At 57.7% G+C, this 23989-nt stretch carries 14 protein-coding genes; 11 read left to right on the top strand and 3 right to left on the bottom strand.

Features of this window, described 5'->3' with window-relative positions:
* Nucleotides 1-17 precede the first annotated feature (17 nt).
* From bcsA to SB719_RS10635, 8 genes are all read left to right on the top strand, one after another.
* Entirely contained in the window at nt 18-2123 is a 2106-nt protein-coding gene (gene bcsA, locus SB719_RS10600) for a UDP-forming cellulose synthase catalytic subunit (protein WP_292970135.1), read from the top strand.
* Nucleotides 2120-4555 (top strand): cellulose biosynthesis cyclic di-GMP-binding regulatory protein BcsB, encoded by a 2436-nt coding sequence (gene bcsB, locus SB719_RS10605; RefSeq protein ID WP_304234901.1) that lies wholly within the window; start codon nt 2120-2122, stop codon nt 4553-4555. Before bcsA ends, bcsB begins: the two co-directional genes overlap by 4 nt.
* Before the next feature lie 9 nt (nt 4556-4564).
* Nucleotides 4565-8365, top strand: coding sequence for a cellulose biosynthesis protein BcsC (locus tag SB719_RS10610; protein WP_304234899.1), 3801 nt, complete (start codon nt 4565-4567; stop codon nt 8363-8365).
* Nucleotides 8365-8811 (top strand): cellulose biosynthesis protein BcsD, encoded by a 447-nt coding sequence (gene bcsD, locus SB719_RS10615; protein ID WP_412159220.1) that lies wholly within the window; start codon nt 8365-8367, stop codon nt 8809-8811. Before SB719_RS10610 ends, bcsD begins: the two co-directional genes overlap by 1 nt.
* Before the next feature lie 9 nt (nt 8812-8820).
* On the top strand, nt 8821-9825 hold the full coding sequence (locus tag SB719_RS10620) for a glycosyl hydrolase family 8 (protein ID WP_304234896.1): 1005 nt from the start codon (nt 8821-8823) through the stop codon (nt 9823-9825).
* Nucleotides 9826-10030: 205 nt separating this feature from the next.
* Complete coding sequence (gene hmsP, locus SB719_RS10625) at nt 10031-12040, top strand: biofilm formation regulator HmsP (protein ID WP_292970665.1); 2010 nt, start codon at nt 10031-10033, stop codon at nt 12038-12040.
* Between the two features lie 233 nt (nt 12041-12273).
* On the top strand, nt 12274-13554 hold the full coding sequence (locus SB719_RS10630) for a dicarboxylate/amino acid:cation symporter (RefSeq protein WP_065647923.1): 1281 nt from the start codon (nt 12274-12276) through the stop codon (nt 13552-13554).
* 245 nt (nt 13555-13799) lie between these two features.
* On the top strand, nt 13800-15299 hold the full coding sequence (locus tag SB719_RS10635) for a M16 family metallopeptidase (RefSeq protein WP_065647826.1): 1500 nt from the start codon (nt 13800-13802) through the stop codon (nt 15297-15299).
* 344 nt (nt 15300-15643) lie between these two features.
* Here the strand turns inward: SB719_RS10635 and SB719_RS10640 are convergent, their stop codons facing one another.
* Entirely contained in the window at nt 15644-16516 is an 873-nt protein-coding gene (locus SB719_RS10640; RefSeq protein WP_065647825.1) for an alpha/beta hydrolase, read from the bottom strand.
* A 576-nt stretch (nt 16517-17092) separates the two neighbouring features.
* Between SB719_RS10640 and pdeH the strand changes: the two genes are divergently transcribed.
* Both pdeH and SB719_RS10650 read left to right on the top strand, forming a co-directional pair.
* Nucleotides 17093-17863 carry a cyclic-guanylate-specific phosphodiesterase gene (gene pdeH / locus SB719_RS10645; RefSeq protein ID WP_292970126.1) on the top strand — a complete coding sequence of 257 codons (771 nt, stop codon included), beginning with the start codon at nt 17093-17095 and terminating at the stop codon, nt 17861-17863.
* Nucleotides 17864-17922: 59 nt separating this feature from the next.
* Entirely contained in the window at nt 17923-19983 is a 2061-nt protein-coding gene (locus SB719_RS10650) for an AsmA family protein (RefSeq protein WP_412159221.1), read from the top strand.
* Here the strand turns inward: SB719_RS10650 and ppiC are convergent, their stop codons facing one another.
* On the bottom strand, nt 19984-20265 hold the full coding sequence (ppiC, locus tag SB719_RS10655) for a peptidylprolyl isomerase PpiC (RefSeq protein ID WP_065647823.1): 282 nt from the start codon (nt 20263-20265) through the stop codon (nt 19984-19986). It abuts the gene before it with no gap.
* Between the two features lie 199 nt (nt 20266-20464).
* Between ppiC and rep the strand changes: the two genes are divergently transcribed.
* Nucleotides 20465-22483: a DNA helicase Rep gene (gene rep / locus SB719_RS10660; protein ID WP_065647822.1), complete on the top strand. Its 2019-nt coding sequence runs from the start codon at nt 20465-20467 to the stop codon at nt 22481-22483.
* A 17-nt stretch (nt 22484-22500) separates the two neighbouring features.
* Here rep and ppx read toward each other — a convergent pair whose 3' ends face one another.
* Nucleotides 22501-23985, bottom strand: a complete 1485-nt coding sequence (gene ppx / locus SB719_RS10665; protein WP_065647821.1) for an exopolyphosphatase — start codon at nt 23983-23985, stop codon at nt 22501-22503.
* Between the last annotated feature and the right edge of the window lie 4 nt (nt 23986-23989).

Raw genomic sequence — 23989 nt, forward strand, 5'->3', positions numbered from 1 at the left:
CTTTTTCAGGGTGACTCATGAGTAAACTCGGGTTTTACCTGCTGCTGCTGGTGCTCGCACCGGTTGCGGCGGTAATCATCATCACGCCTATGGACAGCCAGAAACAATATATTTTTGGTTTAATCAGCATCGGGATGATGTTTTTACTGGGCTTCAGCAAAAGCCGTAAAATAACCGTGGTAATGGTTATTCTTTCCGCGCTGATGTCGACCCGATATATCTGGTGGCGCACTACCGAAACGCTGGAATTTAATTCCGAGATTGAAGCTATTCTCGGTATTGGTCTATATCTGGCTGAGCTTTATGTCTGGCTGATTTTAATTCTCGGGTTCCTGCAGACCACCTGGCCTTTAAAGCGTACGATTGAACCGCTGCCGGATGATACCCGTCTGTGGCCTACGGTGGATGTTTACGTACCGACCTATAACGAAAGTCTGGATGTGGTGCGCGATACCGTGCTGGCGGCGCAGTGTATTGACTACCCGCGCGACAAAATCAAAGTCTATCTGCTGGATGACGGCAAGCGCAGCGAGTTCGCGGTATTTGCCGCCGACGTGGGCGTTGGCTATATCACGCGCGATGATAACCGCCACGCCAAAGCGGGCAATCTTAACCACGCGATGACGATTACCAAAGGCGAGCTGATCTGCGTATTCGACTGCGATCACGTCGCCACGCGCGCTTTCCTGCAGGCAACGGTCGGCCCTTTCCTGAAGGATCCAAAGCTGGCACTGCTGCAGACGCCGCACTATTTCTATTCGCCCGATCCGTTTGAGCGTAACCTGCGTGCCGCCCGCACTATCCCTAATGAGGGATCGCTGTTTTATGGTCCGGTACAGCAGGGCAATGACAACTGGAATGCGACCTTTTTCTGCGGCTCCTGTGCCGTTATCCGGCGCAGTGCGCTGGAAGAGATCGGCGGCTTTGCTGTTGAAACCGTAACAGAAGATGCGCACACCGCGCTGAAAATGCAGCGTCGCGGCTGGGGCTCAGCATTCCTCGCGATCCCGCTGGCGGCCGGTCTGGCGACCGAGCGCCTTGGCCTGCACGTTATTCAGCGTACCCGCTGGGCGCGCGGCATGACGCAGATTTTCCGCGTGGATAATCCGCTGTTTGGTCGCGGCCTGAAGTGGCAGCAGCGTCTCTGCTACCTCAACGCCATGCTGCACTTCCAGTTTGGCCTGCCGCGCGTGGCATTTCTTACCGCGCCGCTGGCTTATCTGCTGTTTAACCTGAATATCATCCACTCCTCGGCGTCGCTGATCTTCGCGTATGTGCTGCCGCATCTGGTGATGTCCCTCTATGTAAACTCCCGCATGAATGGTCGCTTCCGCTATACCTTCTGGGGAGAGATTTACGAAACGGTGATGTGTTTCCATCTGGTGATCCCAACCCTTCTGACGCTGCTGTCGCCAAAACACGGCAAGTTCAACGTAACGGACAAAGGCGGCCTGCTCGATCAGGGCTTCTTTGATTTTCATATCGTACGGCCGCACGTCATTGTCGCGACGCTGCTCTCCATCGGTATTGTCGCCGGCGTGGTTCGCGCGACGGCACATGACTATTTCGGGGTCGATCCCTGGGTTATTGCGCTTAACGTTGGCTGGGCGATTTTCAGTCTGATTATTTTAATGGCGGCCATCGCCGTGGCGCGCGAAACCAAACAGGTGCGTAAAACCATTCGTATTGAGGTGCAGATCCCGGCTGTGATCCACTACGCCAGCGGGATTTCGTCGCGTACCCGCACCAGCGATCTCTCGATGGGCGGCGCGCAGCTGGATGCGCCTGACAACCGGCATGAACAGGATGAGATTGAAGAGATCGATCTGCTGCTGAAGTCCGGCACCATCACCATTCCGGTCAGTAAAATTTCCGGTGATGCGGAGACGATTCGCCTGCGCTTTGGCGCAATGCCGCTGGCGCGTCGCCGCGAGCTGGTGCGCGTCGTGCTGGCGCGAGCGGATGCGTGGATCCAGCCGGAGTATAAGCAGGATAATCCGCTGGTGTCGATCGGCACTATTATTCGTACCGTTTTTGAGCTGTTCTGGCTGACCTGGAAAGATCGCCGCGAGAAGCACAAGCGTGATGACCAGCCTGCGGCGAAAGAGGACAGCGCAGCATGAAGAAATTAACGCAAACGCTGCTCGCCAGTTCGCTGGCGACCGCACTGCTGCTGACATCGGTTCAGGCTGAAGAGCCTGCGGTTACGCAGGACAGCAGTGCGCTGTCAGCCGTGCCGCCGCCGGAAGGGCTCGACAGCACGGCTGACGCGCAGCTGCAGCAGGCGGCCGGTGCCGCCCCGTACACGCCGGAGAGCAGTACTGCCGCGCCAGCTGAGGCTGAAGCGCCGGCAATCCTGTTGCCTGCGCCTGATACCGGAAGCGCCATTCTTAACCAGCCGGTAAGCAGCACCATTTCGGTGTCGCAGATGGGGCAGAAGCAGGGTATCACCCTGACCGGCGGGCAGCTGCAGTCGGGCATTGTCTTTACCCTGCCCGGTGATGAGGTAGTTACCAACGCACGGCTCAACCTGTCGCTGCGCGTCTCATCAGCGCTGGCCGCGCGCAATACGTCGCTGCAGCTGATGCTGAACGGACAGCCGCTCGGCACGCTGCCGCTCGGCTCCAGCGACAGCGACGTCAGCGACTATCAGCTGGATATTCCGGCTGCCATGGTAGTGTCAGATAACAACCTCAGCTTTAAAATCAACGATGCGGATAAGCTGCTGTGTGAAAAAGAGAGCGCACAGCAGTATCAGGTAACGATTCTGCCGCAAACCACGCTGAGCCTGGAGGGCCAGCAGCTGAATATCGGCACCAGCCTGCGTAACTTCCCGCGCCCGTTTATTGATGCGCAGCGTATGACGCCGGCCAGCGTCACCTTTGGTTTTGCCAGCAGCGTAACGCCGGATGCGGTGAGCGCTGCCGCACTGGTGGCGTCGTGGATGGGCATTCAGTCTGACTACCGCGGTATACGTTTTCCGGTGAGTCGCGGCGCGCTGCCAGAGCGTAACGGTATTCTGATTGGGCATCCGGGCGACAAAATCGGTACGGTGACGCTGCCGGCCAGCAATGGCCCGCTGCTGCAGGTCATCGATAATCCTGATAATCCGGTCTATAAACTGCTGCTGATTGTGGGCAGTGACGATGCACAGCTGCGTCAGGCGGCGAATCGTCTGACAACTAAACCGCTGACCACGGATGCGAGCCAGCTTAACGTGCAGCCGCAGCCGCTGGCCCAGCGTAAACCTTATGATGCGCCGCGCTGGATCAACACCTCACGTCCGGTACGCCTGAGTGAGCTGCTGCGAAAAGATCAGAGCCTGACCACGACCGGTATCTGGCACGATGCGCTGCGCGTTAACTTCCGCGCGGCACCCGATCTGTTTTTGTGGGATGGCGATACGATTCCGGTGAATCTGCACTATCGTTTCCCCTCTGAAAGCTGGATCGATGAAAACAATTCGTTTCTGAATGTCGCCCTCAACGGAACCTTCCTGCGTAATCTGACGGTCAACAAAGTTGGCCTGCTTGAGAGCGCCTGGCACCGGCTGGGGGGTGACGCGCGCCAGGAGCACTACACCCTGAAGCTGGAGCCCTATCTGATTTACGGTGATAACCAGCTGGCGCTCTACTTTAATATCAAGCCCAAAGCGGATGCGCCGTGTGGCGTACTGCTTAACAACAATATCAAAAGCCGCATCGAAGAGGATTCGTGGATCGATCTGAGCCACACCCGTCACTTCACCATGCTGCCGAATCTCTCTTACTTTGTCGGGGCCGCGTTCCCGTTTACGCGTCTGGCAGATTTTTCGCAGACCACGCTGCTGCTGCCGGAAAAACCGGGTGATGCGGAGATCGCCACGCTACTCGATATGGCGGCGCGCGCGGGTAACGCAACCGGGGTGGCGCTGGTACAAAATCAGGTACTGTTTGGCCTGCCTGAAGGCGGCACCAATCTGAGCCGGCTGCAGCAGAATGATGTGCTGGCGGTGAGCACCATGCAGCACAGCGCCTTTACGCAGCAGATGCTGCACGGCACGCCGTGGCAGACCAGTGGCAATACGCTGAGCGTTAACGAGCCTGGCCTGATGGAAAAACTGCACGGCTGGCTGACCGGCGACTGGTATCGCCAGGAGCTGGATGCCGATCGCTACTTTTCCTCAAATGAGGCGTGGCGCGGCTTTGTCAGCTATCGCTCGCCGTGGAGCGCCGACCGGCTGGTGGTCATGACGGTGGCAACCAGCGATCAGCAGCTGCTGCGCCTGCATGACGACCTTAATTCAGCACGTATCAACGCCGGTATTCGCGGCGATACCGCCATCATTACCGATGAAAATGGGATCCGCAGCTTCCGGGTTGGTCCGCAGTTTCCGAGCGGTGAAATGCCGTGGTACATGATGGTGGTCTGGTATGCCAACCAGCACTCGGTGCTGATGGCACTGGCCGCGCTGCTGGTGGCCGTACTGATCGGCAGCAGCGCCTGGCTCATGCTGAAGCGTCATGCATGGCGGCGTCTTAACCCCAAAGCAGACAGTCAGTCCGGCAGGAAGTAAGGATAAAAAATGCATAAAAATATACTGAGTGCCGGCATCCGCCACGCCCTGTTGCTGGGCGGGGCGCTGACGCTTTCTCAGCCGCTGCTGGCGGCAGAGAGCAATAACCCTGCGCTTCAGGCGCTGTTTGACCAGGCGGCCTACTGGCATCAGAAAGCGCATGACGATCTGGCGAAGGCGTCGTTGCAGAAAATTCTGCAGGCGGAGCCCAATAATACTCAGGCGCTCTATCTGCTGGCGCTCTACTCTCAGCAGACCGGGAGTACCGCCGAGGCAGCGCAGTGGCGTGCGCGGCTGAGTGCCGTTTCACCCAATGATGCGCATCTGGCCGAGCTGGATACCGCACGTCAGCTGCAGAGTATTCCGCAGGCGCAGCTGTCGCTGGCGCGTCAGCAGGCGCGCAGCGGCAATATCGCTGCCGCGCTGCAGACGTGGCGTAATACCTTTAGCGGCAACGAACCACCGGCGAGCGTCGCCGCCGAATATTACCTGACCATGGCCGGCGATCGCACGCTGCTGCCGCAGGCCGTAGAGGCACTGCGCCAGTTCGCCGCCGATCATCCGCAGGATACCGGCGCGCATCTGGCGCTGGGCAAAGCGATGACCTATCAGGAGTCGACCCGCCGGCAGGGGATCGAGCTGCTGGCCGGTATGGCTGACGGCAACAAAGAGGCCGATCGCTCGCTGCGTCAGGCGCTGCTCTGGCTGGCACCGCAGGCCTCTGATGCTGCGCTCTATCAGACATGGCAGCAGCGTCATCCCCAGGATAACGGGGTGCTGGATTACTACCGCAAAAACGTGGGCGGTGCGGAAAAAGGGGCCGGTTTTACGGCACTGAACAGTGGCGATGTCAGCGGAGCACAATCCAGCTTTGAGAAGGTGCTGCAGGCGAACCCGCAGGATGCGGATGCCCTGGCGGGTATGGGTTATGTCGCGCAGCGTGCCGGACGCTACGCTGAAGCCGCAGACTACCTGAACCGGGCGGCACAGCTGGGCGGCGATCAGAGTGAGGCACGGCAGAAGCAGGCGGCGGACGCCCGTTTTTACGCACAGCTCGCGGCCGCGCAGCAGGCGCTGAAAAGTGGCGACAGTGCACAGGCGCTGTCGCTGAGTGAACCCCTGACCCAGGCGGAAGGTGAAAAAGGCGTAGCGGCTAAACTGTTCCGTGCCGATGTGCAGCGCCGCACTAATCAGCCTGAGCAGGCGGAGCAGACCTACCGTGCGATCCTGCAAAGCGATGCGGATAACCGCAGCGCCAAAGAGGGGCTGTTCTATGTGCTGCGTCAGCAGAACCGCAGTGCTGAAGCCAGCAGCCTGCTCGCCTCACTGCCCGACAGCGTGCGGCAGAGCGTGGCGCCACGCGGTAACAACAGCGATCCCATCCGGGCACAGGCGAAACGCGAGCAGGCCGCAGGCAACAGCGCTGCCGCGATCGCCACGCTGACCAGTGGCGTACAGCGCTATCCCACCGATGGCTGGCTGCGTCTGGATCTGGCGCGGCTCTACCGCGCGCAGGGCAATACGCTGATGGCCGCCAACGTGATGCAGCCGGTGATGCGCAATGGCGCGACCAGCAGCGAACTCTATGCCGGTGCGCTTAACGCCAGCGAAAGCGGCGCATGGCAGCAGGCCAGCCAGCTGCTGGCGCGTATTCCCGATCGCAGTAAAACCGCTGCCATGCGCGAGCTGGCGCAGCGCGTTAACTTCAATCTGCAGATGGCGACGGCTGACCAGTATCTGGCGCAGGGCTCGGATGCGGCGGCGGCGAACACGCTGCGCGCGCTGGCCGCCACGCCGCCGGCTAATCCGGTGGACGCCGGCAATCTGGCAGAGAAACTGGCTAAAGCGGGTGATATCACCAGCGCCGTAGCGGTGGTACGCAGCAACATGCAGCGCGGCGTGCAGGGTAACGCCGGGGACTATGCTGCGCAGGTCACGGTGCTTAATCAGGCCGGATTAGGCAGTGAAGCGCAGCGTTTTCTCAGTTCGCCTGAGCTGCAGGCACGCAGTACGCCCGCGCAGCTGGCTGATGTACGCAACGGCTATCTGATCAACGAAGTGGATCGCCTGCGTGAGCAGAAACAGTATGCGGCGGCCTATGACAAACTGGTGGGTGCGCTGCAGCAGGATCCGCAAAACCGCGATCTGATGTTTGCCATGGCGCGCCTCTATCAGTCCGGCAAAATGAATAAAGAGGCGGGCGTGGTCTATGACTATCTGATCACGCAGGATACGCCGCAGCAGGACGCGCGCACTGGCGCCATTAACGTGGCGCTGGCAGAGAATGATATCAGCAGGGCAAACACGCTGACGCGCGGGCTGCGCAATGAAGAGACACCGGAGCGGCTGCTGCTGCTGGCGCGCGTAGCGGAAGCCAACGGCGAACACAGCGAAGCGATGCGTTATCTGCGTACCGCACGCGGTAAAATGATTGGTCTGCAGGGTGCACAAAGCGGCAGCGTACCCACGGTTGGCGGACTGGCGCTGGCGGATAATCCCTTTATCAACCGCAGCACCTCGCCGGTTGGCCGGTCATCTTCCAGCTATGGCGCGGTCATGCCGTGGCAGAACGCACCGGCTGCAGGCAGCACCGCCGACAGTACGCTGGCAGCCAATACGCCTGTGCTGCAGCAGAACCAGACGCTGCATCAGATTGACACGATGATGGACGCGCTGCAGGAGAAAACCGGGACCTGGGTACAGGGACAGATGCAGGTGCGCGGACGCGATGGCGAGTCAGGCTTGAGTAAGCTGACCGAAGCGAAAGCGCCGCTGACCTTTTCCACGGTGCCGTTTGGCGAGTCGCGGTTTGATTTTACCGTTACGCCGGTTTCACTGACCGCGGGCAGCGCTGGCGGAGATGCATGGCGCCGCTTTGGCAGCAATGCGCTGGTGCAGGGCAATGTCGTGGCAGCCGGGGATGCGAAAATCACGGACGTTCCCGCTTCAGCCACCGATTCACAGTCCGCTTCCGGCGTTGAGCTGAATATGGCGCTGAAGGGCGACAGCTATAAAATCGATATTGGCAGCACGCCGCTGGGCCAGGATCTCAGCACGCTGGTGGGCGGGATCCAGTGGTCACCAAAACTCACGGATTTCCTGACGCTGATCCTGACCGGTGAACGCCGGGCCATGACCGACAGCCTGCTCTCGTATGTGGGTGCAGAAGATAAGACCAGCGGTAAACGCTGGGGACGCGTCACGAAAAACGGAGCGAATGCGCTGCTGAGCTATGACAACGGCGATGCCGGACTCTATGCCGGCGGTGGCGCCTATAGCTACATTGGCGAAAATGTGGCGAGCAACCAGAGCGTGCAGGCAACCGCAGGCGTGTATGTACGGCCTTTCCATTATGACGATCGCGAGCTGAAGGTGGGGATGAACCTCTCCTGGATGGATTTCTCCAAAAACCTCAGCTATTTCAGTTATGGGCAGGGCGGTTATTTCAGCCCGCAGAACTACGCGTCCGTCTCGTTCCCGGTGGAGTTCAGCCGTCAGTTTGACGATTTGAAAGTCAACGTCGGAGGATCGGTCGGCTATCAGTCTTACAGCCAGGACAAGAGCGCCTACTTCCCGGACAACGCTGCGCTGCAGTCGCAGCTGCAGAGTCTGGCCGACCGCGGCTTTGTCAGAAGTGCTTACTACAGCGGTGAAAGTAAAAATGGCGTGGGCTACAACCTGCACGCCGGTGCAGATTATAAGATCAACAAAGATGTCACGATCGGCGGTCAGCTGGGGTATGACACCTTTGGCGACTATAACGAAAGCACCGCTAACCTCTACTTCCGCTATATGTTTGGAGACAACTGATGAGCGAGCAACCCACCGCACGTGCGACCTGGTCGCATCAGCCTGGCTGGTTTGATCTGGTCTGCGTAATGACAGAGAGCGTACTGGAGAACGGCGGCGACGAGGCCGCGGCTTTCCTGGCCAGCACCGGGGAGACGCTGGCCAGGCGTTATCCACTGCCGGTTGCGCATACCGTGCAGGATCTGGAGCGGGAGATGAATCTGCAGCTGGCCCGCTTCAACTGGGGATTTGTGCAGCTGCATCCGGCAGAAAATGCGATTCAGATTGAGCATCATGCGCTGCCGGCAGGTCACAACACGCTGCCAGCGGAACGCTGGCAGCTGGCAATGGGCGCCGTGCTGGGCGGCCTGTATGCGCAGTGGCTGCGCGATCAGGGCGGCAGCGACGCAGTACCGCTGACGCTGGAAAACAACAATGGCGTAACGCTGCTGTATCGATATCAATAGGAAGCGGTAATGAATGTAATGCGGCACGGGCGTCAGTGGATGCTCTGTTTAATGATGATATTTTTTAGCGCCCAGGCGACGGCAGACGGCTGGAGCAGTTATAAATCCCGCTTTCTGAACAGCGACGGACGCATTGTCGATACCGGCAATAAAGGCGTCAGCCATACGGAAGGTCAGGGCTACGGGATGCTGCTGGCGGTGGCGAATAACGATCGGGCTACGTTTGATCTGCTGTGGCAGTGGACGCGTACGCACCTGCATAATCCGCAAAATGATCTGTTCTACTGGCGTTATGTGCCTGACGCTGCCGATCCGGTGGCGGACAAAAATGACGCCAGCGACGGTAATGTGCTGATCGCCTGGGCACTGCAGCGTGCGGCACAGAAGTGGGGAGGCGACTACCAGCAGGCTTCCGATCGCATTCAGCGTGCGATCATCAAACTGAACGTGATCGATTATGCCGGACACACAGTTATGCTGCCCGGTGCCAGCGGCTTTAATAAATCGAGCTACGTCGTGCTGAACCCCTCCTATTTCCTGTTTGCCGCCTGGGAGGCGTTTGCCCGGCAGAGCCATCTGCGCGTCTGGAATGCGCTCATTGACGATGGTATGACGCTACTGGGTGAGATGCAGTTTGGTAAAACCGCGCTGCCGCTGGACTGGGTCGCGCTGAACGCCGATGGCTCTGTCGCCCCGGCTGTGGGTTACTCTAACCGGTTCAGTTATGATGCGATTCGCGTGCCGCTGAATATCTGGTGGTACGATCCGCAGAGCCTGCGGCTGGTGCCGTTTCAGCGTGTCTGGCAGGGCTATCCGCGCCAGACCACACCGGCCTGGTTCGATGTCCTGGCTAACAGCCCGGCACCCTATAATATGGAGGGTGGCCTGACCGCCGTACGCGATTTGACGCTGAACCAGACCAGTCATCTCAGCGACCGCATTCAGCCGGAACAGAATTACTTCTCTGCCAGTCTGCAGCTGCTGGTATGGCTTGCCCTGCAGGAAAAGCGTTGATGTTGCTCCGCGAGCGCGCGATGCGCGCTCGCTTTCTCCCGTAACCTGTACGGGTAAAACGCTGAAAACGCGTCTCCCTTCCTCCCGACTGATGATTTTCACTCTTATCGCGACGTACAACCCCTGAGACCTGGGATATACTTGCTGCGCATTCAGGCTACTATCACTGCGGATTATGGCGGCATTGCGGCCGGGAGAGATTTTGTTGCGCGTCAGTCGCTCGTTAACCATCAAGCAAATGGCAGCCGTGTCTGCGGTTGTGCTGGTAACGATCACGATTTTTATCGTTATCCAGCTTTTTCATTTTGTGCAGCAGCGCAGGATTGACTACGCCCAGCAGATGGAGAATGTGGCGCACACGGTACGCCAGCCACTCTCAGAAGCGGTGCTGAAAGCGGACATTCCTCAGGCTGAACATATTCTTAACACGCTCAAACCCGCCGGTATCCTGTCGCGGGCGGATGTTGTGCTGCCCAATGCGTTTCAGGCACTGCACGCCGACTTCGCACCGGAAAAGCCGGTTCCGCGTCTGGTCGCCCGCCTGTTTGAGCTGCCGGTGCAGATCACGCTGCCGCTGTATGCGATTGAGCGGGGCGGCATGCCAAAACCCATCGCCTATCTGGTGCTTCAGGCGGACTCCTCGCGCGTTTATCAGTTTTTGCTGAGCACGCTCTCAACCATGATCACCACCTGGCTGCTGATGGCGCTGATCCTTTCGGTTGCGATCAGCTGGTGTATTAACCGCCTGATTGTGCATCCGCTGCGCGATATTTCACGCGAGCTGCAGGAACTGCCGCCGCCCGCCATCCTGACACACAAGCTGACGCTGCCCGGCAATCACCGTGATGATGAGATAGGCATGCTGATCCGCAGCTATAACCGTAATCAGCAGGTGCTGGAGTCTGTTCACGATGAGATGAGCCGTCTGACCACCCATTTTGCCGTGACGGATCTGCCTAATCGCACGCTGTTTCTGGCGCTGCTTGACCAGCATTTGCAGCAGCGTCACCGGCAGCAGCCCTGGAGCGTCATGGTTATTCGGATTGAAACGCTGCAGGAAGCCAACGGCGTGCTGAGCGATGAGCAGCGCGATACGCTGATGCTCACGCTGGTCGGGAAAATCCGCAGCACGATTGATGACCATACCCTGCTGGCGCAGACGGGCCTCAGCGATTTTGCGCTGCTGCTGAAGCGGGCGCACAACCCGTTCCGCGCAATGCGCCTGGCGCGTAACCTGATGCTGCGCATCAATCAGCCTGTAAATCTGTATCAGCTGCAGCTGCGACCCAATGCCAGTATCGGGCTGTCACTCTCTGATGAGAGCCTGTGCTCTGCCCGTGAGCAGCTGGATCGGGCGACATCCGCCATGATGTCAGCACGTCATCAGGGGAAAAATCAGATCCTGTTCTTTGATCCGGTACTGACTGAGCGGGCGCAAAAGCGGCTGACCCAGGAGCATGACATTCTGCAGGGGCTACAGGAGGGCGAGTTTGCGCTGTATCTGCAGCCACAGCTCAACATGGCAACCGGCGAGCTGGCGGGGGCTGAAGCACTGCTGCGTATGCGCATGGCGGATGGCAGCTACGGGCTGCCGGAAGAGTTTATCGCCAGCGCGGAAGAGATTGGTGTGATTTCTGCCATCGGCCGCTGGGTGTTTGAAGAGGCGTGCCGTATTCTGGCCGGCTGGCAGCGACGGGGTATTACGCTGCCGCTGAGCGTGAATATTTCAGCCGTCCAGCTGCGCGACAGCGGCATGGTGGCTCATCTGCAGAGCCTGCTGGAGCGGCATCGCATCCGGGCGGGATCGTTAGTACTGGAAGTGACCGAAACCGCCGGGATAGGCGACGCAGAACAGGCGATGGCGCTGCTGCGCGCGCTGCAGCAGACCGGGGTTGCCGTCGCGCTGGACGATTTTGGTATGGGTTACTGTAATCTCAATTATCTGCATCAGTTTAAAGCGTTACCGGTGAACAAGCTGAAGATGGATCGCAGCTTTGTTGCCGCGCTGCCGGATGATGACACCATGGTGCGCATTGTGGCCGCCGTGGCAAAGATTGTGGATGCTGATGTGGTAGCGGAAGGCGTTGAAACGGCCGAGCAGCGCGACTGGCTGCTGGCGCGTGGCATCACTATCGGTCAGGGCTACCTGTATGCTGAAGCCCTGCCGCTTACGACCTTTGAGCAGGGCTGGCTGCAGCGCTATTCACACCCGTGATAGTGACCTTATCAATTGATTGTTCTGCAGAAACCGCGGCACAGCGCTAGCTGAAGCGTTTCAGTTCATAGTTAGAGTTTTGTAACTTTTGTAAGGAATGTCAGGGGATACTCATCCTGTTAACAGGGTGTTATTTTCAATTCATCGGTAAGGTTTTACGCGCTCAGGCGGCTTGCCGCATGCGTTTCTCCCTGACACAGGCGGTGAATGCCGTCTCTACCTGGACACCTGTTATGAAACTGTTTAAAAGCCTCTATTTTCAGGTGCTGGTTGCCATCGGCATCGGCGTTCTGTTAGGCCATTACTATCCGGAATTGGGCGCGCAAATGAAGCCGCTTGGTGATGGTTTTGTAAAGCTGATCAAGATGATCATCGCCCCCGTGATCTTCTGTACGGTGGTGACCGGTATCGCCGGCATGGAGAGCATGAAAGCCGTTGGGCGCACCGGCGCAGTCGCGCTGCTCTATTTTGAAATCGTCAGTACTATCGCGCTGCTAATCGGGCTGGTCGTGGTAAACGTGGTTCAGCCTGGCGCTGGAATGAACGTGGATCCGGCTACCCTGGATGCGAAAGCCGTGGCTGTCTATGCACAGCAGGCAGAACAGCAGGGTGTGATCGCGTTCCTGCTTGATATCATCCCGGGCAGCGTCATCGGTGCATTTGCCAGCGGCAACATTCTGCAGGTACTGCTGTTCGCTATTCTGTTTGGCTTCGCGCTGCATCGCCTCGGCAGCGCCGGTACCGTGATGTTCAACGTTATTGAAAGCTTCTCAAAAGTGATCTTTGGCGTGATTAACATGATCATGCGTCTGGCACCTATCGGTGCATTTGGCGCCATGGCCTTCACTATCGGTAAATATGGTGTCGGCTCGCTGGTGCAGCTCGGCCAGCTGATCATCTGTTTCTATATCACCTGTATCCTCTTTGTGGTGATCGTGCTGGGCGCGATTGCACGCTGGGCTGGCTTTAACATCTTTAAGTTTATCGGCTATATCAAAGAAGAGCTGCTGATTGTGCTGGGCACTTCATCGTCTGAATCAGCGCTGCCGCGCATGCTGGATAAAATGGAGCGCCTCGGCTGTAAGAAATCGGTAGTAGGGCTGGTCATTCCGACGGGCTACTCGTTCAATCTGGATGGCACCTCAATCTATCTGACCATGGCTGCTGTGTTTATTGCGCAGGCAACCAACGCCCATATGGACATTGTCCATCAGATCACCCTGCTGGTGGTTCTGCTGCTCTCCTCTAAAGGGGCGGCCGGCGTTACCGGAAGCGGCTTTATTGTTCTGGCCGCGACGCTCTCTGCGGTAGGGCATCTGCCGGTAGCGGGTCTGGCGCTGATTCTGGGCATCGACCGCTTTATGTCCGAAGCGCGCGCGCTGACCAACCTGGTAGGTAACGGCGTGGCCACGGTGGTGGTGGCTAAATGGGTGGGCCAGCTGGATGAAAACCAGCTGAAAGAGACGCTTTCTTCAGCGAAAAAGGTCAATCACGTCTCTCATACCGGCGCATAATCCTCAATTTGCGTTAATTTCTGATTAAATGCCCGCTGTCACTTGCCCTGACAGCGGGCATTTGCATAATAAACCCCGTTGATTTTTTTCCCGATTTTTTTCCTCGTTGCGCGACTTCCTGGCCATCTTGTGGTCAAAGGAACTGTCATTAAATAAACGCGGCGGCAATACGCCGTGCGGGCCGCTTTCCCGGTGGCCAGTCAGTCCGCGCTAACGAGCGTTTATCTGTTTGATTAGGGGTTCACATGCAGGGCACCAGAATTCGGCTTTTGGTTGGCGGCTTGCTGCTTGCAGCGACCGGTTTCGGCGCGCAGGCCGAAACACTTCAGCCCGATCCCGCCTGGCAGGAGGGCAAACTGGACAATGGGTTCAGTTGGCAGCTGCTGACCACACCACAACGTCCCAGCGATCGCATTGAGCTTCGTCTGGTAGTCAATACCGGCTCGCTGGTGGAGAGCGCACAGCAGACCGGTTTCAGTCACCTGTTACCGCGCCTGGCGATGGTGCATAACACCGCGCTGGATACCAATCAGCAGCGCGCGCTGTGGCAGCAGGCGATGGATCCGCAGCGTCCGCTGCCACCCGCGATCTCGTCATACGACTACACCCAGTACAATCTCAGTCTGCCCAATAACCGGCCAGAACTGCTTAAAGAAGCCTTAAACTGGCTGGCCGCGACCGCAGGTAAAATGAGTATTAATGAGCAGGTGGTCACAACGGCTTTAAGCGCTACCGATCCCATCGCCACCTGGCCACCCAATACGCAGGATGTCTGGTGGCGCTATCGCCTGAAAGGCTCAACCATGCTGGCGCATGACCCTGGTGAAGCGCCACGCGCACCGGTCGATTCTGCCCAGCTGAACAGCTTTTACCAGCAATGGTATACGCCAGATAATATGACGCTCTATGTCGTCGGCAATGTCGACAGCCGCAGTATTACGGAGCAGATTGGCAAGACCTTCTCAGCGCTGAAAGGAAAACGCGATACGCCGGCACCGCTGCCGACACTGGCACCGCTGCCGCATCAGCCGGTTAATCTGGTTGATGGCTCTCTGGCGCAGGATCGGCTGTCGCTGGTGTGGGATACGGCCTGGCAGCCGATTCGCGAATCGCAGTATCTGCAACGTTACTGGCAGAGCGATCTGGCGCGTGAAGCGCTGTTCTGGCATGTGCAGCGCGCGCTTGCAGACAATAAAGCGCAAAATGTGCAGGTGGGCTTTGACTGCCGCGTGCTTTATCAGCGTGCGCAGTGCTCCATCAATATGGAAAGCCCCAATGCCTCACTGCCGCAAAATATGAATCAGATTGCGAAAGCGCTGGCCGTGGTTCGCGATAAAGGGCTGCCGCAGGATGAATTTGATGCGCTTATGGCGCAGAAGCTGCTGGAGCTGAATAAGCTGTTTACGACCTACGCCCGCACGGATACCGATATTCTGATGGGGCAGCGTCTGCGCTCGCAGCAGAATGCAGTGGTGGATATTGCTCCTGAGCAGTATCAGAAGCTGCGTCAGTCTTTTCTGAGTGAGTTAACGCGCGAGCAGCTCAACCAGGAGCTGCGTCAGCAGCTGACGCAGGAGCTGACGATGGTACTGATCCAGCCGCAGGGCGAAGCAGAAACCAATGTGAAGATGTTGCAGGAGAGCTGGAACAAGGTGATGACGGTGCCCGATGCGCCTGCAGCACCGGCAACAGAAGAGAGCAGTAAAGCAGAAATCAGCGCCGACCCGGCCATTCCTGCCTCCTGAGGCACCCGCCCCAACCCGGGGCGCATAAATGCGCCCCCTGCAATGAACCCCCCGCAGGGGCGCCATTAATGGCGCCCCGTTTGATGCGCGCACGGGACGTGATGACGCCATTAATGGCACCCGCCCCAACCCGGGGCGCATAAATGCGCCCCCTACAATGACCCCCCGTAGGGGCGGCATTAATGGCGCCCGGTTGCCAGCCCCAACCCGGGGCGCATAAATGCGCCCCCTACAATGAACCCCCCGTAGGGGCGGCATTAATGGCGCCCGGGTTAATGCGCGCACGGGACGTGATGACGCCATTAATGGCGCCCGGGTTAATGCGTGCAGGAACGGGAATAACGTCAGGTTTTCGCCCGCAGCCATTCGGTAACCAGCATTGGCCAGCTCGCCAGGGGCAGATCGGCCACGCCGCGAATACCAAAACCGTGCCCGCCCTTCTGATAAAAATGGATCTCCGCCGGAATTTTATGCTCACGCAGCGCGCTAAAAAACAGCATGCTGTGGTTAACGGAAACCGCTTCATCATCAGCCGCATGGATCAGCAGCGCTGGCGGCGTCTGCGCATGAACGCGCGTCTCCAGCGAATAGGCATCGATAGTTTTCTGATCCGGCCAGGCACCCAGCAGGCGCGTACGTGAACTTTCGTGCGCCAGACCGTCACGCATACTGATAATCGGGTAGATCAGCACCATAGCATCGGGACGTGGTGAGAGCGCATCGCTGCGATCCTGTACCGGGTAGAGCTTCTCGTTAAACCGCGTTCCCAGCGAGGCAGCGACGTGCCCGCCCGCAGAAAAGCCCATCATCACAATATATTTACCGTTTTTCCCCTGCTGCGCCCGTTCGCGCAGCACGCGGACCGCCCGCTGGGCATCGGCCAGCGGCGCATCTGCGCCTTCATGATGCCCGTCATACGGCAGGCGATATGTCATGACGGCCAGCGTATAACCCATTGAGGTAAAAAACGTTGCCAGCGCGCTGCCTTCACGATCGATCAGTACCCGCTGGTAACCGCCGCCCGGTGCTACCAGCAGGGTAATACCGTTAGAGGTTTCCGGATACCAGATGGCCATTTCCGGACAGCGCACGCCGGTTGCTGCGCGATCGTAAGGTTCATACTCTTTAGCCAGGTCGACAATCTGCGGCTGAGCGCGGGAGTCACTGGCGCCTGGCGCATCACCGGATGGCCAGATATTGATAATTTCTGTGTGCATAAATCTGTCCTGAGCAGGGCATATAGTCGTTGTTTTTCTGCGGCCGAAGGAACAGCGTCCTGCTGTTATTGATTAAAAGATGGCCTTATTTCAGTTTGTCGTCCAGCCGAAAAACAGTAAGTCAGGCAGAATCAGACTATGCCTGGCTGGCAGGATCTGGCTTTTAATACACTGAATTTAAAGGGTTATGTTTAGGAAGAATAATGTGTGCGTATCATAACGAGCGTGCAAAAGATAAAAGAAAAGCCCTAAGTACAATGAAGGGGATAAAACAGAGTGTTAAGGCAAATCTGTTATAGAAAAATGCAGCAGAAAATGACGCCTCTCTGCGCCTTTTTCCGAACCCTTCCGGCGGCTGCGTCTTGAGCGACGTAGTTTGCCTTAAGTCTTTTAAAGGGCCATCTGGTGACGATTTAGCAGACAAAGCATCCTCTGTTTCTGCGATTAAGCCAGAGGCGCGCTGTTAGACTCGACGCCCTATATGGCTGCACAAAGCGATAAAGTTATCCAGGAACCAGCCGATACTTGCCGCCGGGTTGCTTTCTGCAGGCACTCACCACCGACCAGGAAAAAACCATGGTGATGAAAAATTTTGGACACCGGCTGCCCGCTTCTCCCGAATATACCCAACCGGACATTTCGTTTTCCTGGCAGCAGTGTCAGCGGACTTATACTTTTCAGCCCATTTATCAGATAACCGGCCGCCTGCTGGCGATTGAGCTGCTGACCGCTGTCACGCACGCCGCTATGCCGGAAAAGCGGCTTTCACCGGAAAACTACTTTGCTGCGCTGTCGACAGAGCAGCGGCTGGATGTGGTACATGAACAACTCTCTCTGCTGTTGACGTGTTCCCGCTTTTTTATCCGCCATCAGCTGGTGGCATCGGTCAATATTGATGGGCCGACGCTGCTGGCGATACAGCAGCATCCGGATCTCCGGACGCTGATCGGCCGGCTGCCGTGGGTGCGTTTTGAACTGACTGAGCATCACGCGCTGCCGCAGGAAGAGATGGTGGCACAGATGCCGGAACTGGGGCCGCTATGGCTGGATGATTTTGGCTCCGGCATGGCAAATTTTTCCGCGCTCACCGAGCTGCGCTATGACTATATCAAATTGTCCCGTGAGCTCTTTATGCTGCTGCGTGCGTCAGAAGAGGGGCGGGTCCTTTTCTCAACGCTGCTGATGCTTATCAACCGTTACTGCAATGGCGTTATAGTGGAAGGCGTGGAAACTGAAGAGGAGTGGCGTCAGGTGCAATCTTCACCCGCTATTGCGGCACAGGGATACTTTTTCTCCCGTCCGCTGCCTTTCAGCCAGCTGGAGTCTCTGCCGTTAATGCTTCTCTGATGTTGTTACGCCGCGTCTCGACTATCTTTAATGAGACGTGGGAACAAGGAGGAAAAAGCATGACTCGCACGGGAAAAGCTGCCAGCTGGGTAGCCGGTATTCTGTTGCTACTGATCGTGGTACTGGTTGTGGTGATAGCCACTTTTGACTGGAACCGCCTGAAACCAACCATCAACCAGAAAGTCTCAGCAGAGCTGAACCGTCCCTTCGCTATACGCGGCGATCTTGGCGTGCACTGGGCGCGTAACCGCGCTGAGCCGGGCTGGCGCAGCTGGATCCCCTGGCCGCAGGTTCACGCTGAAGATATCATGCTGGGCAACCCACCCGACATTCCTGACGTCACCATGGTACATCTGCAGCGCGTTGATGCGACGCTGGCCCCCCTGGCGTTGCTGCATAAAGAGATCTACCTGCCATGGATTAAACTGCAGCAGCCTGACGCGCGCCTGATACAGCTCGCCAGCAAAAAGAACAACTGGACATTTACGCTCGCCAGCAGTGAAAACAGCAAAGCCGATGCCGCTCCTTCTGCCTGGTCGTTCCGGATGGATAACATTCTGTTTGATCAGGGGCAGCTGCGCTACCGCGATGCGATCAACAAAGCCGATGTCACGGTAAATATCAACTCCCTCGGTAAACCCGTGCCTTATGCCCAGGTCACCGGCGGCGATGATAAGCAAAAAGGTGCCGGCGATTTTGTTTTTGGCTGGCAGGCGAAAGGCACCTATAACCAGCAGCCGCTTTCCGGCGAAGGCAGAATTGGTGGCATGCTCTCACTGCGCAGTAAAACCACGCCGTTTCCGCTGCAGGCAGATGTGCGTAACGGCACCACGCGGGTGAGGCTGGAAGGCACGCTGCAGGATCCGCTGAACCTGGGCGGGCTGGATGTGCGTCTGCGTTTTTCCGGCGATACGCTGGCCAGTCTTTATGGCTTAACCGGCGTGCTGCTGCCTGATACCCCGCCTTATGAAACGGATGGCCATCTCACGGCCCGCTTTAATGATGCAAAGGGCGCGCTGTTTCGCTATGAAAAATTCAATGGTCACATCGGTGACAGTGATATTCACGGGTCACTCACCTATCGTCAGGGCAAACCCCGGCCGAAGCTGAGCGGTGAGCTGACTTCACGTCAGCTGCGCATGGCCGATCTTGGCCCGCTGATTGGTGTTGATTCCGGTAAAGGCAGCGAGAAAACGGCGCGGGCGAAGGCGCAGCGTGGTGAAGCCGCCACGCAGCCAGCCGATCGTGTACTGCCTTACGATAAGTTTGAGACCAAAAGCTGGGACGCGATGGATGCCGATGTGAAGTTTAGCGGCAAGCGCATTGAACACAGCAGTAAGCTGCCGCTCAGCGATCTCTACACGCATCTGACGCTGGAAAAAGGCGATCTGCTGCTTGATCCGCTGCGCTTTGGTATGGCCGGCGGCAATATTAATACCACTATCCGGCTGGAGGGCAGTCGCTCGCCCATGCGCGGCCGGGCCGATCTGCACGCGCGTAAGCTGCAGCTGCGCCAGCTGTTTCCTGATGTAACCGCGATGCAGCGCAGTCTGGGCCAGCTCAACGGAGACGCAACGTTAAGTGGTACCGGTAATTCGGTTGCCGCTCTGCTGGGCAGCAGCAACGGCCAGCTGCGGCTGCTGATGAACAACGGCCTGATCAGCCGCAGCCTGATGGAAATTGCCGGGCTTAACGTCGGAAACTATGTGGTGGGTAAACTGTTTGGTGATGATGAAGTGCGCATCAACTGTGCCGCCACCGATCTGACGCTGCGCCAGGGGGTGGCAACGCCGCGCCTGTTTGTGTTCGACACCGAAAATGCGGTGATCAACGTTACCGGCAACGTGAACTTTGCTAACGAGCGGCTCGATCTGTCGGTGAATCCGGAGAGTAAAGGCATTCGCATTATCACGCTGCGTTCTCCGCTCTACGTGCGCGGAACCTTTAAAAATCCGGATGCCGGAGTAAAAACGGGGCCGCTGATTGCGCGCGGTGCAGCGGCCGTGGCGCTGGGTGCTGTTGTGGCGCCGGCCGCCGCACTGCTGGCCCTGATTTCACCCAGCGACACGGACGACAATCAGTGCAGCAATGTGCTGCAGCAGATGAAGAGTCAGAAGTGATTAATTGCGCCACAGCACCTTAATGATGTGGTAACCAAACGCGGTTTTTACCGGTCCGTAAGGCTTCAGCAGCGGACAGGTAAAAACCGCCTTATCAAAAGCCGGTACCATCTGCCCCTGACGAAACTCCCCTAAATCTCCGCCATTGCGGCCGGACGGGCAGGTTGAATGTTTTTTTGCCAGCTGCTGAAAGTTGCCCCCTTTTTCCAGCTGCGCCAGCAGGGCTTTCGCCTGCGCTTCCTCTTTCACGAGGATATGTAAAGCTGCTGCGGTTTTCGCCATGATGCTTTCCCGTTATGTATAATGTGCGACGCATTATATCCCCGTCATACTTCAAATTGCAGATGTGCTGGCCGCGCAAGCTCGCTCCGGTCACTTACCCAGGTAAGCTCCCGAAGACTCATCCACTTGCCGCCTGCCTGCAATTCGATTTATTTAAGGGACCATCCCTGAAATTGAATTTGTTGAGTGAAATTACGTTATGCGTTTAAACCCCGGCCAACAACGTGCTGTCGAATTTGTCACCGGCCCCTGCCTGGTGCTGGCGGGGGCAGGTTCCGGTAAAACCCGCGTCATTACCAATAAAATTGCTCACCTGATCCGCGAATGCGGCTATCAGGCGCGCCACATTGCAGCGGTCACGTTTACCAATAAGGCGTCGCGCGAAATGAAAGAGCGCGTGGCGCAAACGCTGGGACGTAAAGAGGCGCGCGGCCTGATGATTTCAACCTTTCATACGCTGGGGCTGGAGATTATCAAGCGTGAATATGCCGCGCTGGGCATGAAGTCGAGCTTTTCGCTGTTTGACGATCAGGATCAGCTGGCGCTGCTGAAAGAGCTGACCAGCCAGTGGCTGGAAGAGGATAAAACGCAGCTGCAGCAGCTGATAGCCACGATCTCTAACTGGAAAAACGATCTGATCGATCCGCAGGGTGCCGCTGCGATAGCAAAATCTCAGCGCGACCAGATATTTGCGCACTGCTATCAGCTTTATGATCAGCATCTGAAATCCTGCAACGTGCTCGATTTTGACGATCTCATCCTGCTGCCTACGCTGCTGCTGCAGCGTAATGAGGCGGTACGGGAGCGCTGGCAGCAGCGTATTCGCTATCTGCTGGTGGATGAGTATCAGGATACCAACACCAGCCAGTATGAGCTGGTAAAACTGCTGGTGGGGCCGCGCGCGCGATTCACCGTGGTGGGCGATGACGATCAGTCTATTTACTCCTGGCGCGGGGCGCGTCCGCAAAACCTCGTACTGCTGAAAGAGGATTTTCCGGCGCTGGAGGTGGTCAAGCTGGAGCAGAACTATCGCTCTTCGCAGCGTATTCTCAAAGCGGCTAACATTCTGATCGCCAATAACCCGCACGTGTTTGAAAAGCGTCTATTTTCCGAACTGGGCGTGGGCGAGTCGCTGAAAGTGCTGAGCGCGAATAATGAAGATCATGAAGCGGAGCGCGTGACCGGCGAGCTGATTGCGCATCACTTCATTAACCGCACGCAGTATAAAGATTACGCCATTCTCTATCGCGGTAATCACCAGTCGCGCGTGTTTGAAAAGCTGCTGATGCAAAACCGCATTCCCTATCGTATTTCCGGTGGCACCTCGTTCTTTTCGCGTCCGGAGATCAAGGATCTGCTGGCCTACCTGCGCGTGCTGACCAACCAGGACGACGACAGCGCGTTTCTGCGTATTGTGAATACGCCGCGTCGTGAAATCGGACCGGCTACGCTGCAGAAGCTGGGTGAGTGGGCCACGCTGCGTAACAAGAGCCTGTTTCATGCCAGTTTTGACATGGGGCTGACTCAGACGCTGAGCGGACGCGGCCTGGAGCATCTGCAGCGTTTTACGCACTGGCTGAATGAGATTGTGCAGCTGACTGAACGTGAGCCGATCACTGCGGTGCGTGACCTGATCCGCGGCATCGATTATCAAAGCTGGCTGTTTGAGACCTCCGGCAGCCCGAAAGCCGCAGAGATGCGGATGAAAAACGTCAATACGCTGTTTCAGTGGATGACAGAAATGCTCGAAGGTGATGAGCTGAATGAACCCATGACGCTGGCGCAGGTTGTTACGCGCTTTACCCTGCGCGATATGATGGAGCGGGGGGAAAGTGATGAAGATCTCGACCAGGTTCAGCTGATGACGCTGCACGCATCAAAAGGGCTGGAATTTCCCTATGTCTATCTGGTAGGCATGGAAGAGGGGCTATTGCCGCACCAGAGCAGCATTGATGAGAACAACATTGAAGAGGAGCGGCGTCTCGCCTATGTGGGCATTACGCGCGCGCAGAAAGAGCTGACCTTTACCCTCTGCCGGGAGCGCCGTCAGTATGGCGAACTGGTTCGTCCTGAACCCAGTCGTTTTTTACTGGAACTGCCGCAGGATGACGTTGAGTGGGAGCGTGAGAAAAAAGTGGTGAGCGCAGAAGAGCGCGTAAAAACCGGGCAAACCCGGGTTGCCGGTTTGCGTGCAATGCTGGCAAATGCAAAAAAGTGATGGCAGTTGTTACGCCATCAGGAGAAGGTCAGAAGCCAGTGCACGTATGACTGGTAGTGGCTCTCCTGCTCCAGCAGCTCGGCGCGCAGCGGATGCGCCTCCAGCCAGCCCGCCGGCAGCGTCAGGTGCAACGCATCCTCTTCTGCCAGTAAGCGTACCGCCGGGAGCGTATCGTCACGACGGCGCGTGGAGAAGATGATCGCCAGGCGCAGCAGGCGGCTTAAACGCTCGGCCGTACGCGGCGGCACCGCATTTTGCTGAGCCAGCAGGGCCAGGTCGATACTGCCGCTCTGGTTCTGCAGCAAACAGGCGAGCACTTTTTTCTGTGCGGGCGTAAAGCCCGGCAGATCAAGATGGCGGATCAGATAAGCAGCGTGCCGGGGAGCCTGACGAAAATCAACGCTCAGGCCAATTTCATGTACGGCACAGGCGCTTAACAGCAGATCGCGGCAGCGCTGGTCAAGCTTCCAGCTCTGGCTGACCTGACGAAAAAATCCTTCAGCCAGCTGCTGTACCCGCGCGGCCTGTTCCACATCAATAGAAAAACGGCGCTGCACATTGTGCAGGGTACGGCTGCGGATATCGCGATTGATCGGCAGATGCAGCATGCCATACACCAGACCTTCGCGCAGCGCACCGCCTGCCAGCGTCATGCTGTCAATGTTAAGCTCATTGAAAATCGCGATGAGAATCGACAGGCCGCTGGGAAAGACCAGTGCCCGCTCCAGCGTCAGGCCTTCAATCTCCAGCTCTTCCAGCTTGCCACACTGAATAGCACGCTGCCTGAGCTGCTGCAGTTTACTCAGGGTGATACGCTCATCCATCCCCTGCGCCACCATGATCTCCTGCAGGGCCTGAACGGTACCGGACGCACCGACGCAGACCTGCCACCCTTTTTCACGCAGCGCGCCTGCCACCGGTTGCAGCATGTCGCGCGCTGCCTGCTCTGCCCGATCAAAATTTTCCTGCGTCAGATGGCGATTGCTGAAAAAACGCTCCAGCCAGGTGACGCAGCCCATTGAGAGGCTGAACAGGGTGGTTGCATGCGAGCCTTCACCGGTAACCAGCTCGGTGCTGCCCCCGCCAATATCGACGACCAGACGCTGGTCGGAGCCGCCGGTCGTATGGGCCACGCCCTGATAGATCAGGCGCGCTTCTTCCTCACCGCTGATAACATTGACCGGACAGCCAAGGATCGCTTCAGCAGTGGTCAGAAAGGCTGGCGCATTGCGCGCGATGCGCAGCGTGGCGGTCGCCACCACGCGGATCTGCTCTGGCGGGATATCCTGCAGCTGTTCCGAAAACAGTTTCAGGCACTGCCAGCCGCGCTGCATCGCCTCAGCAGAGAGTTCGCTGTCAGCATTGAGTCCTGCTGCCAGCCGGACTTTGCGCTTGATGCGCGCAACGGTCTGAATAGTGCCGGAAACTTCACGCACCACCAGCATATGAAAGCTGTTAGACCCGAGGTCGATCGCTGCATAGAGTGATGATGCGCTTAGCATGTAG

Source organism: Pantoea sp. SIMBA_079 (genome assembly GCF_046940275.1).
Lineage (GTDB): Bacteria > Pseudomonadota > Gammaproteobacteria > Enterobacterales > Enterobacteriaceae > Pantoea > Pantoea borealis.